11 protein-coding genes are annotated in these 20,327 nt (G+C 37.2%); 7 read left to right on the forward strand and 4 right to left on the reverse strand.

Going from position 1 to position 20,327, the window contains the following annotated elements; genetic code table 11:
• Positions 1-994: 994 nt before the first annotated feature.
• Entirely contained in the window at positions 995-1,822 is an 828-nt protein-coding gene (locus F6K23_RS28650) for a class I SAM-dependent methyltransferase (protein ID WP_293162089.1), read from the forward strand.
• A 1,102-nt stretch (positions 1,823-2,924) separates the two neighbouring features.
• Here F6K23_RS28650 and ppc read toward each other — a convergent pair.
• Positions 2,925-6,020 carry a phosphoenolpyruvate carboxylase gene (gene ppc, locus F6K23_RS28655; protein ID WP_293162090.1) on the reverse strand — a complete coding sequence of 1,032 codons (3,096 nt, stop codon included), beginning with the start codon at positions 6,018-6,020 and terminating at the stop codon, positions 2,925-2,927.
• A gap of 1,190 nt (positions 6,021-7,210) precedes the next feature.
• Positions 7,211-7,441 (reverse strand): hypothetical protein, encoded by a 231-nt coding sequence (locus F6K23_RS28660; RefSeq protein ID WP_293162091.1) that lies wholly within the window; start codon positions 7,439-7,441, stop codon positions 7,211-7,213.
• An 851-nt stretch (positions 7,442-8,292) separates the two neighbouring features.
• Between F6K23_RS28660 and F6K23_RS28665 the strand changes: the two genes are divergently transcribed.
• The 4 genes from F6K23_RS28665 to F6K23_RS28680 all read left to right on the forward strand — a co-directional run bounded on the left by F6K23_RS28665 (position 8,293) and on the right by F6K23_RS28680 (position 16,812).
• Positions 8,293-11,517 (forward strand): DUF1574 family protein, encoded by a 3,225-nt coding sequence (locus F6K23_RS28665; protein ID WP_293162093.1) that lies wholly within the window; start codon positions 8,293-8,295, stop codon positions 11,515-11,517.
• A 1,377-nt stretch (positions 11,518-12,894) separates the two neighbouring features.
• Positions 12,895-15,681 (forward strand): zinc-dependent metalloprotease, encoded by a 2,787-nt coding sequence (locus F6K23_RS28670; RefSeq protein WP_293162095.1) that lies wholly within the window; start codon positions 12,895-12,897, stop codon positions 15,679-15,681.
• Between the two features lie 736 nt (positions 15,682-16,417).
• Positions 16,418-16,552 carry a hypothetical protein gene (locus F6K23_RS28675; RefSeq protein ID WP_293162097.1) on the forward strand — a complete coding sequence of 45 codons (135 nt, stop codon included), beginning with the start codon at positions 16,418-16,420 and terminating at the stop codon, positions 16,550-16,552.
• A gap of 89 nt (positions 16,553-16,641) precedes the next feature.
• Positions 16,642-16,812 (forward strand): hypothetical protein, encoded by a 171-nt coding sequence (locus tag F6K23_RS28680; RefSeq protein WP_293162099.1) that lies wholly within the window; start codon positions 16,642-16,644, stop codon positions 16,810-16,812.
• Here the strand turns inward: F6K23_RS28680 and F6K23_RS42230 are convergent.
• On the reverse strand, positions 16,774-16,920 hold the full coding sequence (locus F6K23_RS42230; RefSeq protein ID WP_367267851.1) for a recombinase family protein: 147 nt from the start codon (positions 16,918-16,920) through the stop codon (positions 16,774-16,776). The genes F6K23_RS28680 and F6K23_RS42230 overlap by 39 nt on opposite strands.
• Before the next feature lie 672 nt (positions 16,921-17,592).
• Here F6K23_RS42230 and F6K23_RS28685 point away from each other — a divergent pair.
• Positions 17,593-17,886: a hypothetical protein gene (locus F6K23_RS28685; RefSeq protein WP_293162100.1), complete on the forward strand. Its 294-nt coding sequence runs from the start codon at positions 17,593-17,595 to the stop codon at positions 17,884-17,886.
• Entirely contained in the window at positions 17,873-19,168 is a 1,296-nt protein-coding gene (locus tag F6K23_RS28690; protein ID WP_293162102.1) for a DUF6745 domain-containing protein, read from the forward strand. Before F6K23_RS28685 ends, F6K23_RS28690 begins: the two co-directional genes overlap by 14 nt.
• Positions 19,169-19,553: 385 nt before the next feature.
• Here F6K23_RS28690 and F6K23_RS28695 read toward each other — a convergent pair whose 3' ends face one another.
• A complete protein-coding gene (locus tag F6K23_RS28695) occupies positions 19,554-20,243 on the reverse strand; it encodes an ATP-dependent Zn protease (RefSeq protein ID WP_293162104.1) in 690 nt (229 codons plus the stop codon).
• Positions 20,244-20,327: the final 84 nt, after the last annotated feature.

Consider the following 20,327-nt stretch of genomic DNA (forward strand, 5'->3'; position numbering starts at 1 on the left):
CAAACAATAATCAAATTGATAATTTCCGGATTAAGTATCACAAGATGGGAAACAGAAATGGTAGATGCACCCTGATGGATAACCTCCCCCGTAATTGGTGGAGGTTTTTTTTTGCACTCAAACAATAATCAAATTGATAATTTCCGGATTAAGTATCACAAGATGGGAAACAGAAATGGTAGATGCACCCTGATGGATAACCTCCCCCGTAATTGGTGGAGGTTTTTTTTTGCACTCAAACAATAGACTTGTCGCTTTATAACTTAAAAAATCCCCAAAAACCTTGTTCTGTAAGAATTGTAGCTATTGGAAAGCAAAAATGCTTGGAATTATTGCTCTGTCTAGGTTAGAGTGATTTTTTCTCTTTATTTAGCGACAACTCTAATAATCAAATTGATAATTTCCGGATTAAGTATCACAAGATGGGAAACAGAAATAGTAGATGCACCCTGATGGATAACCTCCCCCGTAATTGGTGGAGGTTTTTTTTATTTAACAACTTTTCTTGATTTTGTCGTAATTTATGTAAAAATATAATTTTATAGATGCACCCTGATTAATAATTCCTGGCCAAAACTGGCTGGGTTTTTTTGTATGGAATTAGGACAACTAAGACAACAAAGTTTTGATCATTGTTAATATTTGACTAAACGGATTTGAGGTGTAGATAAAATGTTTATAAACAAATTATAAACAAGATATTTCACTAATATACATTAAACATCTCCAGAAAATAAATAAACCTTTTAATTAGATCGGTTTAGGAAAGAAAAAATCGCCCTAAAAAATCCTTTTTCGTGCCTTTTTTGTAAAAATATTTTACCTGTTGCCTGTTGCCTGTTGCCTGTTACCTATTGCCTACTCCTGGAAAAAATCTATATCTTTTTCACACCTAGGTCTATTAGCCAAACTTTTACAAAATCTTGACATTACTTACCGATTATTGTAAGGCTACCCTAAAATACAAATATTAATATTAATATTTCAAACAATTATGTCTGATTCCTCACCCAAAAATAACTGGTATCAAGACTTTAACCTGGAACAGAAATCCAATTGGTATGGCCAAATAGCAGATGCTTATGATCGAACTAGACCTCGTTATCCCCAACCATTAGTCAACCGTGTCGTAGAAATAGCTCAACTTTCTTTTAATGCCAAAATTTTAGAAATAGGTTGTGCTACAGGAACAGCAACAACTAGCTTTGCCGATCTTGCTTTTTCTATGGTCTGCGTAGAACCAAATTCAGAATCTTATAAAATAGCGGTGAGAAATTGCGATCGCTATGAAAAAGTTAAAATCATCAATACTACTTTTGAACAATGGGAATTAGAAAATAATCAGTTTGATGTAGTGCTTGCTGCTACTTCTTTTCACTGGGTATCATCTGAATTTCGTTATGCGAAAACTGCTGAAGCTTTAAAAACCAATGGCTTTTTAGTTTTACTCTGGAATACTCCACCCCAACCAAGTCAAGATATTTATCGGGAATTATTAGACTCAGTTTATCAGACCTATGCATCTGATTTAAAAGGGTATGAAGCGATCGCAACTCATCAAAAAAATATTAGTAGTATGGGAAATGCGGTTATTGACTCTGGTAAGTTTCAAAACTTAGTTTCTGAAGAGTTAATATGTGAAGTAACTTATGATATTGATGATTATCTAGCACTTTTAAGCACCTTATCACCTTATATCGCAATGGATGCAAAGCAACGTAATACTTTATTTGAAAATTTGAGTACAATTTTAAAAAAATATCATGGTAATATCATTAATCTTTCCTACTTATCTGTACTTCAGATTGCTCAGAAAGTATAATTTAACTTCCCTGGCGGGAAGTCCCGCGCTCTCCCGCACCTTTAGCGTCGTATGGTCAAGCCAGGGCCAAGATTCGGATACCTTCATCAGCTAAACGTTCATATGCCCTTGACAAGCTAGGTACATTTTGTTATGGTAAGGTCCAACACAGGGGGAGGACATCACCTCTGTCTAAACAGCGGTCAGGGTTTCCCAGACTGAAGAATCCCGCGTTGTCCCGTAAGGGCAACGTCGGGAGTATGTCAACTGATCTATAAGTAATATTATGCCAGCGCACATTGCTATAGTTAGGACATCGGGTCAATATGATGATTTACAGGAGTTTTCATTTGGGTAGACCATAGTAAGGACGTTCCATGGAACGTCCCTACAAGGTTTGATGCGTGAATATGTGGTTCATCCATTTGAAAAGCGCTGTATGACGCGAGCAAGATGTTCGCACTAATTGTCAAACACCAACCTGGGGGTTGCTATATATTTTATGGTCAGATCGATCTGTAGGCAAAATTATTTGGTGGTGGTGTCTTGTAATGTTTGTTAGCAGAGACGACAGTGGGAGCATCTTGCTCCCGTGCCTGATATTCCTTTTTGCTCCCGTGCACTGGTGTACCTCACTAATATGAAATACCCTGTAACTGTATAGCAGTCGCCATGATAGTTAGGACATCGGGTCAATATGATGATTTATGACGCGAGCAAGATGCTCGCACTAATTGTCAAACACCAACCTGGGGGTTGCTATATATTTTATGGTCAGATCAATCTGTAGGCAAAATTATTTGGTGGTGGTGTATTGTAATAGTCGTGCATTGTCCGGTAATGTTTGTTACCAGAGACGGCAGTGGGAGCATCTTGCTCCCGTGCCTGATATTCCTTTTTGCTCCCGTGCCTGATATTCCTTTTTTTTGCTGTATACCATTACGCTTTGCAGGACTACCAAAGAAAAAAAAGAGGATGTATTTCGGTTTCTTTTCTACTCACAGTTTTTTTTATACTCCAGCTCTCCCCTAGTCTTCCTACTTCTGTAAGGGCGACCGTTTGCCCCTACTCCCCTACTCCTGTATGGGCGAATGGCATTCGCCCCTACTGCGCACACTCTTCCTCAACCTGTATTGCGCATTCCAGCAGCAATACCATTGAGAGTTAACAAAGCACCTTGTAACAACTCACCCTTACTATAGCGAGAGTGAATCACTCCTGGCGTACCTGTATCATGCTGACGCAGGCGTTTCAACAAAGCTACCTGCAACATACCTAGAGGAACAATATTAGCATTCCGCAACTGCACAGAACGCTGTAAATCTGGCTCTCCATCTAAAGGTCGTTGATTGCCAGAAATTTGTAAAACTAAATCCCGCGTCAGGTTATATTCAGTAGAAATTTGCTCAAACAACGTCTCAAATCTTTCCCTATCTTCTGGGTTAGATAATTCTCGGACATAATAATGAGCCATTTGCAAATCTACTTTTGCTAGAGTCATCTCTACTTTAGAGATTACAGTAGTAAAAAATGGCCATTTTAGATAAAAGTACTGGAAAAGTTTCAGGTGTTCTTCTGGTTGCTTTTGCACAAACTCTTGTAAAGCTGTTCCTACCCCATACCAAGCAGGTAATAAGAAGCGACTTTGAGTCCAGCTAAATACCCAAGGAATTGCCCGTAAACCAGAAATTGTCTTCTTTTTATCATTTTTCCTCCGAGCTGGACGAGAACTAATTTGTAGTTGACTAATTTCTTGGATCGGGGTAACTTGATAGAAAAATTCTACTAAGTCCTCTTGTTCATAAATCAGATGTCGGTAATGAGTGCGCGATCGCACTGCCAACTCTTCCATAATGTCATTCCAGGTGTCAATTTCATCAAACCCTGTATGTAGCAAACTAGCTTGAATAACTGCAGTTGTGACATTTTCTAAGTTATACATTGCCAACTGAGGCAAAGAATATTTAGAAGCTAGCACCTCACCTTGTTCAGTAATCTTAATCCGCCCACTAATGCTCTTACCAGGTTGAGCCAAAATCGCTTTATAAGCAGGACCACCACCACGTCCTACCGAACCACCACGCCCATGAAATATCCGTAATGCGATACCATATTCCTGACCGATTTTATGTAAAGCTTTTTGAGCTTTATGAATTTCCCAGTTACTACTTAGGAACCCAGAATCTTTATTACTATCTGAGTAACCAAGCATCACTTCTTGCAAATAAAGAGTCTCTAACTCAGATTTAACTTGAGAGTCTGCTTGTTCTTGTAATTTATCATGTCCACCAGCAAGTGCTGCCCGATACAAAGGCAATTCAAATAAATTGCGCATCACCCTGGGAGCATTTCTTAAGTCTTCCACTGTCTCAAACAGAGGAACCACCTGAATCTCACTTTTTCCAGTTGCCGGGTCATAAAGTCCTGCTTCTTGCGCTAGCAACAACACTTCCAACATATCGCTGACATCACGACTCATACTAATAATGTAAGTTTGGCAAATTTCTGGGCCAAACTCTACCTGCAGCTGTCGCAGCATTCGGAAAGTGTTAATGATTTCGCAAGTCCTCTCAGAAAAAGGTAGTTCTGTAGGAATTAGTGGGCGACGAGTAGGCAATTCTGCTGATAGCCACTCAGTGCGTTCTGCCTCTGACATTTCAATATAGGGTTTAGGCAGAATTTGTAAATATTCAGTAACTTCATTAATCACAGCCTCATGGACAGAAGATTCCTGGCGGATATCTAGTCGTGCTAAATTGAAGCCAAAAATTTCTACCTGGCAAATGAGATTTTCCAAGTCACTACAGCTTAAACCAGTTTCGCTCAAGTTACGTTGAATTAGTTGTAACTCTTCTAGAAATTCGGCACCAGAACGATAAACTGCTGCTGTTTCTCGACGTTGGGAGAGAACTTCCATTTCTCTTTGGAGAGAATCACCATTATACAAGCGCCAGTTGCGATCGCGAGTATTTTCCAAACGCTTTCTCACATAAGACAACTTCAACCTATATGGTTCTCGCCGATAACGAATTGCCCATTGGTCATATACTTCGGGCATTTGCAATTGGTCGCGATCTAACGAGTCCAGCAGTTCTGGTAAAACATCACTCCAATGCAACGACAAACTTAAAAGTTCGATCAGGGAATCAATAATATCAATATACTTATCTAACGCTATCTTGCGTTGATAGCAAGCTGTTTGCCAAGTCACCTCTGGTGTACAAAAAGGATTACCATCCCGGTCAGCTCCCACCCAAGAGCCAAACTTACAGAAATTGAAAGTAGGTGGTTTTAAGTAAGGGAAAGAAACATGCAGAGCTTGCTTAAACCTTTGGTATAGTTTGGGAGTAGCTTCAAACAACACTTCTTCAAAGTAATGAAGAGTCGTTTCTACTTCATCAAGTACAGTAGGTTTAAATTGGTGTAGTTCGTCTGTACGCCACCACAAACGAATTTCTTCTGTTAACTGTTCCTTGAGAGATTCTGTTTCCCAGGATGAAACCACAGAATTTTCCTGTTCTCCATTTCCAGAAAATTCTGAAAAACTTTCTTCTACTAGATCGAGCTGTTGGAAAATTTTGGCAATGCGTCGCTGTTTTGTTCTAATTGTATGACGTACAATTTCTGTAGGATGTGCTGTAAATACTAGACGGATATCTAATTGATCGATTAATCGTTGAATTAATTGAGATGGCACGTTCAGAGTCCGCAGTAGGGGAAATAGATAATGAAATGTCCCCTCTCCTTGAGGTTTACTTCTGTTATCGCTCCAGATAGGAATACTTCCAACTCGCAATGAACAAGCTTCACCATCCTTAGCTTCATCGTCTTTAAAGATTAGTTTTCCCGGACTTTTTTTATTAGAGTACGCTAGTTGTTGAGTTCTTTGTTCATAATGTTGTTCAACAATATTGATTAGCTGAAAATATAATGCAAAAGCTCGGGCGGCCCGAATTGCATCTTTGAGTTCTAACTGTTCAATAAGTGGTACAATTTCTGAATCTAGAAAGTTAAAAGCTTGTCCTTCTGGAGAATTAACCGAGCGCATTTTCTGGAGTATACTTACCAATTCTTGGCCGCACTCTTGCCCTAGCACTAATTCCCATAAATCTTCAATTATTTTAATTCTATTACTCAGAAACAGACCTGAAACTTTAGTTGGGGCATTGTTAACCTCTTGTTCTAGTGTTGTCTGTTCTGACTTTAGTAGTGAACTCATATTACCTATTCCTTAGTAGCTGCCGATATCAAAATAAATGTATTGTTTGATACTGTTACACTCATTAAATGGGATTTAGTAGTACCAAATTCTCAAAATAGCTGTCGCTAATAGGGGATTTTTAAACTATTTTTCATCTATATATATCTGTATTCCTCATTAAGTACCTCTTTTTCCACCCTTTCTTTTAACAATAAATAACTTTTTGCTTCTCTCTATCACAAGGAAGCGAGAGTGATTAATCTTTCTGTATAAATTACGTGAGTCATTTGTCACCCACAGGTTCAACTACCTAGCTTCTTATCTACCAAAACTTTTGTAGGCTATTCAGTAGTTGACATTTAGTCATAGGTCTAGTGTTAAAATATTTCTAAGTTCTACATAACTAAACCAACTATCATGCCAAATATTCAACAAGCATCATGAAATAAATGTGCTTTTTTGACATATTACTTACTTCAAGGAGTAGAGATAATGTCTTCCGCGAGACCGCTTAACTATACTATAATTGCAGTAGTTTAGTCACAGGTGGGGCTTTCCCCTGTCGTTCAGGTGGTTAACCTTTGTTGGCGGATGCCCTTCACTACTGTTTTATTCACTTCACTAAATTTTATATTAGATATTTTGGTTTGCTTTAGTGCAGGATGGCGGAAATAACTGACCAGTTACAAAATCCTCAAACAATTACAAATCAATACTTTTGACTGTCAGATGTGCGTCTTACATTCTGAGGAGACCTCAAAATTACACACTCGCTTTTGTAGGGGCGAATACCATTCGCCCCTACGACTTTTTCAGCGTAGCGGCACTAGCTTTTTGCTGTTTGTTCGCCACTGTAGGTTCGCATATTTTGACCTTCTCAGAACACTTTACCTATATGTAGTAGGGGGTTGCATATTTCAACTAACATTACTGTATCATACACCTGGGAGTAAAGTAGCCCTTTGAGAGCTAGATTTTCAGCAATGTTTTTTGTTAATTAATCACATAGTAGTAGAGGCTTTGAGCTAACCTATTGAAAAGGATGGTAGTTATTGGACCCTTAATCTTAAGTTTAAAAAATCTTTGGAATCTGTTGAAACTATAAATAGTCAAATAAAAGGTAGTGGTGCATTGTAATTTTTTCGGTAACGGTATAGCAAGCATTTCAGCCACCATTCACCATTACTATACAGGACTACCAAATAAAATTAGGAATCTGATGAATTTTGGGGAAAATTAAGCATTGGTAGGCGATCGCCCCGAAATATTTCCTCGCTATATAGGCCAATTTCTGGTAATAGTTCATTAATGGCTTTATTACCCAATAATCCTAATAAAACAGGACCAGTGGCCAAGCTAAGTAAAATATCTGAGGAAATTTTCCAACTGGGAGTTTTTAGTGTAGGATTATCAGAGGAATTTTCTCGAAAGGATTGCATTGATTTTACCTCAGTAAGTGTATACGCTAGAATTTAATATAGTAAGCTTAACAAGACTCAAGCATCTTCAGCCACTCAACAAATATTCAATAATATTAATATTAAAGTTTGGTTGAATATTAATTTTTAAGATTGCAAGACAGCTAAAAGTGAGAAATAATTAATAAGTTTGATATGATGATATAGCATTTTCCATAATTCAAAGCTAAAATCAATAGAAATTTTTCTTAATTTATTAGTCCGTGGCTACTCAGAGACTGTTTGCCAACAAAAGTAAAAATAGGGCGTGTGACTAAACACTTACCATTTCTGGAATAATGGTCAGTTTTAAACCTCACGCACCGCGTGCTTGGGAAGCGTGCGTTACGTAACATGCTTTGCACCCTACGCGATTTAATATTTATCTTTTCTGTGGCTGATTTAATACCCCACCGTCAACGGGGGTGCTTAAAATTGTTTGGAGTTTAAATCCATAAGCAATTAGACCTTCTGCCTTCTGCCTTCTTCAATTGATAAATACTCTCTAATATCATGTCCGGTTGAATAGTGATAAATAAATAACTACGGAGGAGTCAGGAGTCAGGAGTCAGGAGTCAGGAGGGAAGAAAGAAGAAAGAAGAACTGGAGTTGAAGGAGAAAGTTTTTTTGATAACTAATTATCCGGACATGATATAAATTTTCGCTCAGATCATCATATAGTATAATAATATACGAATATACCCATGATTTTCAACTATATTATACTAATTTTAGCAATAGGCTTTCCTTTATATATGTTTATACGCTACAGTCCAAAATGTCACTAACGAATAGTTAAGCCGAGCAAGGGAGTCTCCCACAAAAAGGAGAAGATGAAAGGGAATAAAACTATATTGACGGAAAATCGATCTCCTTTAGGAGATTGGGCACAGGAAGCTTTGGGACTTCCAGAAGTGCAAGTACAGGTGAGATTGCGTGGCAATCATTTACATATTCTCTGTGAAGCCGAAAAATGTCCAGAAATGAACTTTGCACTAGCCCAGTTTTCTCAAGCACTGGGTCAGGTCGATCTAGAATCTCTACTACCTCCTAATCAACCTCGAATTTACCAGATGTTTCTATGTGGCCGAGCTTTAGGTCGTAGGAGACCTGACTGGACAGTAAAACTTGATGGTAATAAGGTAACAACTAAGGGCAAACAGGTAAATACTCCTTCTAGTTCCTCTGATTCAAAAGTTAATACTCTCTCAAGGTCTAATTATGTTGCTCCTGCAAAATACTCACAAAATCAAAATGATAGTCACATTTTACCGGAAGGACATCTGACAAAAGTCACTGCTGGACAATCTCCGAAACTAGATATTAATCACAATGCTTCTGAATTACTTTCAACTCCCCACAAAGCATCTGTGTTGACAAATGACATATTAGACCATTCAGAACTGGTTTCATCACCAAAATTAGACTCAGAAAATTCTTCTGTTACTGAATCACAACAGCTAAATGAATTAGAGATAGAGTCAGAGAATACAGAAGAATTAGATCGGTATTTAATTGATTCTCCCCTTACGGTTTCCTATCAAAGATTGGCCAAGTATGGCCATCCAGATGCAATTGCTAGCTATCTTAGTGAAGTTTTAGGTGAGTTAGGGGTTTCTGTAAATGTCAGTATTCGAGAAAGGCAACTTAAGGAAAAATTAACAGAAACTACCCCACAATCAGAAGATTCTGCCAAAAGTCCTGAATTGAAAACCCATAAAATTTTATGGGTCTCCTGTGAAGCAGCTTATAGTCCAGCTCCATCTCTGTTGGCAGAACCGATCGCCCAAAAGCTCCGAGACTTAAAGCTCAAAGATTTTCATGAAGCTTTAATTTCTCTGCTTGTTCAGGGTGAAACTGCACCGGACTGGATGCTGCGGGTGGACCTAACTCCACCAGACCTGATGCTACAAGAATGGGCAAGTTGGGGAGATGTGGCGGCAATTGAACGCTTGCTACAACAACAATTTACTACTCTTGAAATTAAGATTCGAGCTACTCTCAAAGAATCTACATTACATTTATTCTGTACTAATACTAATAATTCAGACCAACTAGCTCCAGATAAAAAGAAGACTAAAGAAGCGATCGCCTCTATATTATCTACTATTCTACCTAGAGGTATTCAAGCTGCTACTATCTATGGTTGTATTATTAATGAACCGGAACAAAAGTCAGAGTCACCTCTTTGGATCGACTGGTTGAATTTACCAGCATCGGAAAATCCGGAGATGGCAGCAAGTGCTAAGGTTTTGGCAAGTCAGGGAAACTATGAAGCTATTAGTTTTCTGTTAAACAAATTACTTAATCCAGACCTCGATCAAAAATTACAAACAGGTGGTATCCGGGTACTAATATTACCTAAACAGGAATTATTGCACGTGATGAGTGAAGCTCCTACTTGTCCTTCTCAATCTCAAGTAGGACCGCCCATAGCTCAGTTTTTGCGTCAACTTCAAGTTCCAGGAATTAGTGGGGTGAGGGTGTATGGACGTCGTGCTGGTCAAAAATTGCCTTTGTGGCGCTATGGTATTAATTTTACTGCCAGAAGTCGTCAGTATTCGGAACAACCTCCGGAGTTTGCTGCTTCTGCAGAAATGGATTTGTTATTAGGAAAAAGAGCGGATCGTGTTTTTCTCAAGTTAACGCCACAGAAAACTGAAAAATTTGACTCAAAGCTGTTAATTCCGAATAATAATTACACAGTTACAACACAACTTTTTACGGCTATTCAACAGTTACTTATTACTTCTCGTTTGTTCATTCCTAATGAAGAATACTCTACACAAATGGGTAATTCATTAACATACAATACTTTTAATTCTGGTAAATGGGTGACAGCTTTTGCCTGTGCTTTTATGGGTATTTTGTTTACAGTTCAAACCGATCTAAAATTAGGTGCAGTATTAGAGCAACTTCCAGATATTTCTCGGTCTGGAAATATTTGTCAGGGTCCGAATTGTCAAACTCCTACAGAAGTGAATGAAGATTCTGTGGAAGCTCCTGAATTTTCTACTTATCCTAGTTTCAATAGTCCGCAATTAGATGAACAGTTAGTTCGTTATCAACAATATTTACAAGTAGAAAATAAACTACCAGATATTTTGATAGTTGGTAGTTCTAGAGCATTGAGAGGAGTTAATCCTACAGTACTTGAGGAAAGTTTAGCAACAGCAGGATATCCAAATTTAAGAGTTTATAATTTTGGGATAAATGGGGCAACAGCTCAGGTAGTAGATTTAATTGTACGTCAGGTTTTACCAGCAGAACAACTGCCACCATTGATTATATTTGCTGATGGAGTTCGCGCTCTTAATAGTGGCAGAGAGGATCGAACTTTTGATATTATTGCGAGTTCTGAAGGTTATGAGGAAGTAGATGCTGGTACGTTTACTATTGAGACAAATACATCAGAAGCTTATGTTAATTTTGGCATTAAAAAATACAAACAAATATTCAAAGAATTACAGGAAAAAACTGAGGAAATATCGCTTACTTATCAACAGCGCGACCGCCTCAAAAGTTTAATAAGTTCAATCATAAATAATCCCCAAGAAAATTGGAATTTTTGGCAGCAAAAAGAGGGCGAAAATGTAGCAGTAGAAGAGGAAGATATTGACAAATTAGACGAATTTCAATCTAACGGTTTTCTCCCAATTTCGATTAAGTTTGAGCCAGAAAGTTACTATCAAAATTATGCTAAAGTTTCAGGTAAATATGATGCAGATTATGCTAACTTCCAGTTGCCAGGAAAACAGATAACCGCACTTAAAAACTTACTACAGTATACTCAGTCAATAGGGATTAATTTTGTATTTGTGAATATGCCTTTAACTACAGCATATTTAGATGAGGCGCGAACTAACTATGAACAAAAATTTCAAGAATATATGCAGCAGTTACCTCTAGAATATTCAAACTTTTTATTCCGAGATTTAGGTGCCGCATGGCCAGATGCTTATGATAAATTTTCTGACCCTAGTCATTTAAATCTTTATGGAGCGATCGCTGTTTCTCAACAGTTAGCTGAGGATAATATTATCCCTTGGTTAGATTGATAAATGTTTGCTACAAAAGAAGTCAGGATTCAGGAGTCAGGAGTCAGGAGTCAGAATGAAGGTGTTGCATAAATGCGGGATAATTTTAATAGTTTTGTGGAATGGGCATCTTGCCCGTTCCTGATTTTCACCGCAGGCAGGATACCAACCCCACTTATATCACACATTCCGCTTCTCAACAATACCTTAAAGTCTCTTAATCACACTTATTATTTTCAATTAAGCATAGCGACGATAAATTCTATTGCCAAATAGAAAATTTTTGCGACAGTACTAATATTCATTTTACTGATAATTAAGCTCAGATTTTTTGTCTAACTGACGGAATCAAATTCTCATCAATTTTCTCCTTTTTATTTTTGATAAATTGCTAATTCTTACTTGAGTTTATCAAAAATGTAGGATAACGCAATATATCTCAAGTCTTTGCCCAATCTACACTTATCCGCAATATTGGCAGTAGATAAATTTTCGGATTATCATAGAGAAAAAGAAACTTGAATTAATCAAACTAGGTAAAGTGGACAAAAATTACAAAAATTACTACAAAAATTACTATTAGACATCTCCAATAATCAAAAATCAAATCAATTATCGCACATAAATTATCAATTATTTCCCCCTACTCCCTACTCCCTCTTTTCTGGAGATGTCTATTAGTTATGAATAATATCAAATCCGTTTAATAACACGATCAAAAACTTTTTTCTCCTCTTACTTATTCTTGACTCCCGACTCCTGGGTTCTGACTCCTCCATCATTATTTATTAATATTAGACCGGACATGATATAACTAATATTTGCTCATCGTACTATACTTCGGGCTTGCTGATTAAATATCAAAGCACTGACAGATATTAGTAAGTGCCTTTTTTGGTCGAAAATTCGTGCAAGCTTTTCGCCCTAAAGAGCTGCATAAAGCTAGTATTTTGGGATGATTATGGCAGAACAATCTTGGGACAATTTTTACGACTACCTCCTCTATAATTTCCATTTATCCCCTCCTGGGAGGGGTTAGGGGTGGGTTGTCTCCTGTCTCCTACCCCTACCAAAAGACTTTCTATACGCAAACCCTACTTCTTCCTTATTCTTTAATTAATTATGTGGACTATCGGTCAAAATAAAACCCATAAACAGAAAAACTATATAGGCAAAATAATTTCGCAAAAAATCATTCAAATTACCGAAAAATTAAGGTATAAAGCCTCTCAATTCATGGAGAAAAAAGCGGTCGTCAGGGCAGATTCCCGAAGGGTGGGATGGATGAGTTTCCTAACCATATCCATGAGACCAAGAGAAGAAAAAAAATCCTTTGATCCAATCCTCTTATTTATAAGAAGAGGTAATTCTAAATTCTTAATTCTACATTCTAAATTCTTGAAGAGCATATTACTATTATTTGGTTTATCATTTCTACTGGTTATATTTATCCTTCCTACAACTAGAGCTTCAACAACTAATATTCCAGCCAACCCACAACAAATTATTAGTGCCACAGAAATAGATGATTCTTATGAAAAATTAATTGATGGATTGGAAAAACGAGAAGGGATCTTTACCATTTATAGGGATGAAGAAACAGGGAAAACATTAATGGAAGTTAAACCAGAACAACTTAATAAAAACTTCCTTTCTGTAATAACTTTAGAATCAGGTATTGGTGAGGCCGGTTTAATTAGTGGTTTACCAATGGGTGATTTTATCTTTCAGTTACGCCAACATCAAGAACAGATTCAATTTGTGGTGCCAAATATCAATTTTAGGACTAATGAATTAGACCCTCAAGCTCGTTCGATTAAACGTTCTTTTAGTGATTCAGTTTTATATTCTCTGCCTATTGAAGCAACTCATCCTCAAAGGAAAACATTGTTGATTGACTTAGATAATTTATTAATAGGAGAAATGAATTTACCATCACTAGAAGAAGCTTTACCTAATGACTACTCAATAGATAGAACAAAGTCTCATATTAGTGATGCTAAAGCATTTCCTTTAAACATAGAACTAGAGTCAGTTTATGGTATCTTAAATGAAGATAATACAGAATATTTAGAATCTGTACCAGATAGCCGTGCTTTTAACCTCAAAGTTCGCTACAGTTTTTCTGAATTGCCAATAAATAATGGTTATATTCCTCGATTAGCTGATGAAAGAGTAGGTTATTTTATTAGTGCTTATAAAGATGTTTCTGACAATAATCGTAGAGAAGCTTATGTTCGTTATATTAATAGATGGCATTTAGAAAAACAAATTCCTAGCGCGCCTTTATCTCCACCCCTAGAACCGATAACTTTCTGGATAGAAAATACAGTACCAATCGAATATCGCGATGCCATCAGAGAAGGAATTTTAATGTGGAATAAAGCTTTTGAAAAAGCGGGATTTATGAATGCTATTCAAGCCAAACAAATGCCTGATGATGCTACTTGGGACCCGGCTGATATTCGTTACAATACAATTCGTTGGTCTACTACTTTTGACTCTTGGTTTCGAGGCATAGGCCCTTCCCGTGTAAATCCATTAACAGGGCAAATTTTAGATGCAGATATTATTCTCAATGCAGGTATTATTAGAGATATTAAATATGGCGAAATAGGGAGCATAATTTTACAAAATCAATCTCTTGCTCAAGCTTTTCAAACCAAGGATGGAAAAAGTTACAATCCCTGTGTATTAAATATGTATTCCCGCTATTTAGGAAATTTAGAAAGTGAGACAGAAACTAATACTTCAAACAACAGTATAGAATCTATTATTCCTCAATCTCTACAAGCAAAATATCAATCTTCTCCGAAGTCGTCATTATCAAACTCTCACTCATCAGAACATATTTGTTTTGGTTGGGAGTCATCTCAACAGTTGGCAATAGGAGCAGTAGCAATGGATGCTTTGCAGAACATTGCACCCCAAAGCAGAGAAATGGAAAAATATGTAAATCAGTTCTTGAAACATCTCACTGCTCACGAAGTTGGACATACTCTTGGCCTGAGACATAATTTCCACGGTAGTACAATGCTTGAACCAGAACAGTTAAACGATACAACTATTACTCAAACAAAAGGGTTAGTAGCATCTGTAATGGATTATGTACCAGTTAATATAGCTCCACAAGGAACAATACAAGGAGACTATTTTCCCACTGTAGTCGGTCCTTATGATGATTGGGCAATTGAATATGGTTATAAACCCAGTGGCACGACTAGCTATATAAGTGAAAAAGGATTCTTACAAGAGATTGCTAGAAGAGCGTCTCAACCAGAATTATCTTATGCTACAGATGAAGATTCTTATGATATTCTCGATCCAGCAGCAAATAGGTTTGACCTCAGTAACGATATATTGATTTATTCTCAGTGGCAACTGGATAACGCCCGGAATATTTGGGAAAGTTTAGAAAAGCGCGTTCCTCAAAGTGATGAAAGTTACAGCGAAATCAGGGTAATGTTTGATACGGTATTTTCCTATTATATGCGGCAAATAATGGATGCTACTTTGTATGTAGGCGGTCAGTCATTTAATCGGGAGAGTACGAAAAATACTTATGGACGATTACCATTTGAACCTATATCTGTAGAGCAACAACGCCAAGCGTTAGAAATACTAGATAAATATGTTTTTGCTGAAGATGCGTTTCAGTTTGCACCAGATTTACTTAATAAGTTAGCTCCATCACGTTGGCGACATTGGGGAAGTTCTGTTTTAGTGTTTCCTTTAGATTATCCCATTCAAGATAATATTTTGTTTCTGCAAAGGATAGTTTTACGATCGCTCCTTTCTAATATTCGTTTGATTCGTCTACGAGATTTGGAGTTGAAGACAACGCCAGATAATGCTTTGAAACTACCGGAACTTTTTGAGACTCTACAAAATAGTATCTGGACTGAAGTTTTGGAGTCTAGTGGTGGAGAAGTTGAGATTTCTAGTATGCGTCGTTCTCTGCAACGGGAACATCTAAATCTGCTAATTTCAATGGTATTGCGTAATCGTACTGTGCCTGAAGATGCTCGGAGTTTAGCTTGGTATGAATTGCGACAACTGGATAAAGATTTGGAGAAGATAATTAAAAAGAGAGGCAAGAAAATGGATGACTATACGATAGCACATTTGGAGGAAATACGCGATCGAATTGTGAAAACTTTGAATGCACAATTACAGTCTAATTAGTAGGTGGCAACACATATGGTAGGGCTAATAACTGTTGGCTATAATCTGGTATAATCGCCTGATAATCTCCAATTATCTATATCTATGCTACTTGGATTCAAGACTGAACTACATCCAAATAATATCATGTCCGAAGGCAATCGTTTGTGTAAACCCAAGAGTGAATATCTACAGGAAATTTAGGTTTTTTTTGCTCAATAGTCTTCTTTTCTCTTCCCTCTTCCCTCTTCCCTCTTCCTTTTTCCTTACCTTCGCGCTTACCGAAAAATTGTGGTTTAAAGCCTCCCCTTTTAAGGGGATAACAAAGAAAAATTTTCATTATTATTCAATCCTCTCCTTGAAAATAAGAGGTAATTATTCATTATTCATTATTCATTATTAATTGTTGAAAATACCGATGCTACCGGACATGATATAACCAGCAAAAAACCCTGCTAGCTAAACACGCTGGTGCCGGTGTAGTTTCCTGGCGCAAAGCTCCGCTAACGTCACGCTTGGAATTGGGGATTATGGTTAATATCATGTCCGGATGATTAGGTATAATAAAACTTCAAAGAGCGATCGCTCTTTGAGTAGGAGGGAGTTATATAGAATCCGGGTAATTAGTTATCGTATTACTGAGGAGTAAGGAGTAACGAGTAACGAGTAACGAGTAACGAGTAACGAGTAACGAGTAACGAGTAAGGAGTAACGAGTAAGGAGTAACGAGTAATATCAAATCCAGTTGAATACTTAATTGTATTGTTGGGGGAGATGGGGAGATGGGGAGATGGGGAGATTGAATAATGAACATATATTAGACTTGTCGCTTTATAACTTAAAAAATCCCCAAAATCCTTGTTCTGTAAGGATTATAGCTATTAGTAACTAAAAATGCTGGTAATTATTGTCCTGTCTAGGTTTGAGCGATTTTTTGCCTCTATTTAGCGACAACTCTACTATATAACCGGATTCTATATTATGCCGAAGCTAGTCACAATTGAAAACCACTTCACAGTAGAACAGTTAGAGCAAAGGTATCGCAATGCCCACGAAGTAACTGAGAAAATTCACTATCAAACAATTTGGTTATTGGCCACTGGTAGGACTTGCTTAGAGGTCTCTAATGCCAATCTCTTTAACTATTTTTAAGATTTTATAGCCTCTTGCAACGGCATAATTTTTTAACAGTTCAGCTTGTCTATCTAGATTATCTTTGTTTTGTGCACTGGACACTCTTGCATAAATGCAAGCTATCACATCTGGTTTGGAATTGTAGTCATCCGTGATGATAATTGTACCAGAAGGCAATTAATAACCTGTTAAATTCCCTTGTTTCCAACACCTCCAGGCTGTTCGATAACTTATTCCTACTTTTTTCGCATAGTCTGAGAGTTTCATGCTGACTCCTCCCTACAGTTTCTCAGAAGCAATGAGAATTAACAGTGGTTTAATCAGACATGATATCAATCTATCTATCTCCTCAGCAATTCTTTCTTTACTATAAGTAAAAAATATTAAATAATTGTAAAAATTATAAAAATAATATAAAGACGCGATCTAAACTGCATTTATCAAAATTTTGCTTTAGTAAAGCGACAAATAAAATCACGGGAATCCATAATTACATATAAAAATGACTAGATAAATGTATATCATAATTTTTACAAAAATATATAAAGATAGAAATTAATAGATTAAGTAGGTAAGCACGAAAAAAACAAAGTATTTAACAAAAATTAAAGTAGCTCAGAAGCCTCTTTCCTTCGGCCTTCTGCTCTCTGCCTACTGCCTTTCTCTAAGGAAAAATTTTAACGCTTACCTACTCATATTAAAGTTGATTGACAAATGTGCCATGATGTATCATGTAAATTACAGGGTGGCATAAATATTTGTTGTGCAGTTAATATTTAGGGCTAAGGAAAAATAAGGATGCAGCCAATTCGACAAGGTGATGTAATATTACAATCAGTTAAGCTAGCTTCAGGTAAAAAACTATCTCACCTGACTTTAGCAGAAGGAGAGGTCACTGGACACTCTCATAGGATTACTCGTGGAGATGCAGAGCTATGCGAAAAAAATGGCACTCTGTACCTGAAAGTTTTGTCAGAAAAAGTAACTTTAACCCACGAAGAACATAAGGCCATCGAAATTCCTCAAGGAAATTGGATGGTACGCATTCAGCGAGAATATGAACCTCTTGGGTGGCGCTATGTGGCAGACTAAAATTGAAAACCTCACAGCAGAACAAAAAGCATTAATACCAATGTATCGGGAAAAGTGGCACAAGAATATGGTGTCAACTGACCCGATAGATAGGCAAAGGGCAACAAATGCAGTAAGAGCAGCTTATTCTGCTATGGGAAAACAAGAGCCAGAGATTCTATTTATCAGTAGTCCAGATGCGATGAAAGAGATAGTAGGATCGCGTTCGCCCCAACGTTTAGTGCAAATGTTGGGCACTCCCTTACTAACTTCCTTACAAATTCAACTGTCAGAAGAAATAGAAAGCCAAATTGATGAACAACTCTGGCTAAAACTGGAAAATGATTTGCCCAATGAAGAATTACTACAGCTAATGTTTATCTGGCAAGATGCCTTAGCTGAACACGCAGAATTATTAGAGGAGCTGTGGGTACAATGGCAAGGTGGCATTATTAGGCAAATCTGGGAACAGCAGCAAAAACAGTTGCGACAACAACTAATAGAGTTTCCTGGAGGAAATCCTTTAATTCGATTCGGAGATTTAATTTGGCAACAAGTTGGACAACCCCTATCACAACATATAGAAGTTAATATATGGCAGCATCTGTCTAGTCAACCCGTGATACGAGAGTGGGAGGAACAGATTAAGCAACCCCTGCAACAAATAGGCGATGCAATAGGGTTAGTCTCAAATATTAGCCAAAATTTGATGACAAGTTCCATTGAAATGATCGATTTCTGTATCTCTGTACTTGAGTGTAGTTGCAACCAAAAAAAATGGCAGGCACTTCAAGGGTTAGTTAAAGAATGTGGGTTTGTGTTACAACTAGAGAATATCTGTTTGGTATGTGATCGCCCAATCAAGCTATCTCTGGACGAGCAAAACCGTTTTCATTCTGAAGGGGGATCGGCAATTAGATTTATTGATGGTTATCGGATCTATGCTTATCATGGGGTAAAGCTGCCAGAAAAATATGGATTATTATATCCCGAACGATGGCAAGTACGGTGGTTACTGGAAGAAGAAAATGCCGAACTACGACGAGTATTAATTCAGGGAATAGGTTACAGTAGAATTTGTCAGGAATTGCAAGCATTAGAATTAGATAGTTGGCGAGAGTATACTCTGTTAAGAATAGATAATTATATTGATGTTGAACCCATTAATCTATTAAAAATGACTTGCCCTAGTACAAATTATATTCATGCCACAAGAGTGCCACCAGATATTAGTAAAGCGAGGGAGGCTATTGCTTGGATAAACTGGGGAGTAGATCCAGAAGAATTTATGGTGGAAACTTAATAGATGTAGATTTGATTTTTCCTAGGTACTAACTAAGGAGTCAGGAGGAAAAAAGAAGGAACAGAAGAAGAAAGTTTTTAATCGCGCTATTAAGCGGACATAATAAATATAGTTAGGACTTACGAACCTGCAACGTATTTTTGTCCTAATTAACCTACAGGGCAGCAATTTCAAATCATAGTTTTTCGTACATCATGGGTAACTCCTGATAGTGTTTTTATTTGAGATGTAAATCTAGATTGAGGTTTTTCTGATCAAAAAAACGCGCCGTTCAAGTACCCTATATCCTGATGTTTGCTACTATTTAATGATGTTTTCCCACCTTTACTATTCCCTAATTTAATAATACTTGGTTTCCACATCCCAGATAAAAAGGCTATAAGTGTCATGTCTGATCGGCAGAAATCTGTTGCTCAATTGCTTGATAACATTCAGAAACAGAAGCTCTTTGTGTCATGGTAGTCACTAATGCTTGATAAGCAGATTGATGATTTTCTATTAAACTACGTGCTTGCAAGGATGCCCAACTTTGTTTGAGTTTAGATTCTGTAGAGCGTTTTAATTGTGTCAAAATTACCGTAATTTTTGCCCGATCTTCAGCCCCACCCTCAGCGTTACCATAAACTAAATTTTCTGCGGCAATACCCGCCATCCAGACCGTAAAATATTGATCGATTGTCTGTTCAGAAACCATACCCCTCTGTAATTGGGCAGCCAACTTTTCGTCATTAAACCTAACCCCACCCTGAGCAGACTGACCTTGCCGAAATGCCTCCCATGCACTGAGAGCATACCCACTAACAGGGATATCTAATAAATAAGCTACCAAAAAATGTCCAGCTTCGTGACGAATAATCCGTTCGCGTCTTTCTGAAGATGTACCTTCCACTAAGTCTACAATAATCATACTTCCCTGACCTTGCCATCCTAATGTATCTATAGCAGCTAGTACCATCACAGAAAAAGTAGCGATCGCGGGTATTACGGGGGATATATTAAAAATTGGTCCAAGTAAAGCAGACATTGTCAGTATAAAAATACTAATAGCAATAATATTCAGGGAAGTTTGTCTCATATATTGAATTTATAGTAGTTATTTCTCATTATTATAAAACATTTAAGTTATATTCTATATTTTTGGGGTTGCAGTTATGGAATG

The sequence above is a fragment of the Okeania sp. SIO2C9 genome (genome assembly GCF_010672455.1).
Taxonomy (GTDB): domain Bacteria; phylum Cyanobacteriota; class Cyanobacteriia; order Cyanobacteriales; family Microcoleaceae; genus Okeania.

Coding starts and splice junctions, on each gene's coding strand:
- F6K23_RS28690 (WP_293162102.1), top strand. CDS start 17,873: ATGTGGCAGACTAAAATTGAAAACCTCACAGCAGAACAAAAAGCATTA.
- F6K23_RS28695 (WP_293162104.1), bottom strand. CDS start 20,243: ATGAGACAAACTTCCCTGAATATTATTGCTATTAGTATTTTTATACTG.
- ppc (WP_293162090.1), bottom strand. CDS start 6,020: ATGAGTTCACTACTAAAGTCAGAACAGACAACACTAGAACAAGAGGTT.
- F6K23_RS28665 (WP_293162093.1), top strand. CDS start 8,293: ATGAAAGGGAATAAAACTATATTGACGGAAAATCGATCTCCTTTAGGA.
- F6K23_RS28660 (WP_293162091.1), bottom strand. CDS start 7,441: ATGCAATCCTTTCGAGAAAATTCCTCTGATAATCCTACACTAAAAACT.
- F6K23_RS28680 (WP_293162099.1), top strand. CDS start 16,642: ATGCCGAAGCTAGTCACAATTGAAAACCACTTCACAGTAGAACAGTTA.
- F6K23_RS28685 (WP_293162100.1), top strand. CDS start 17,593: ATGCAGCCAATTCGACAAGGTGATGTAATATTACAATCAGTTAAGCTA.
- F6K23_RS28650 (WP_293162089.1), top strand. CDS start 995: ATGTCTGATTCCTCACCCAAAAATAACTGGTATCAAGACTTTAACCTG.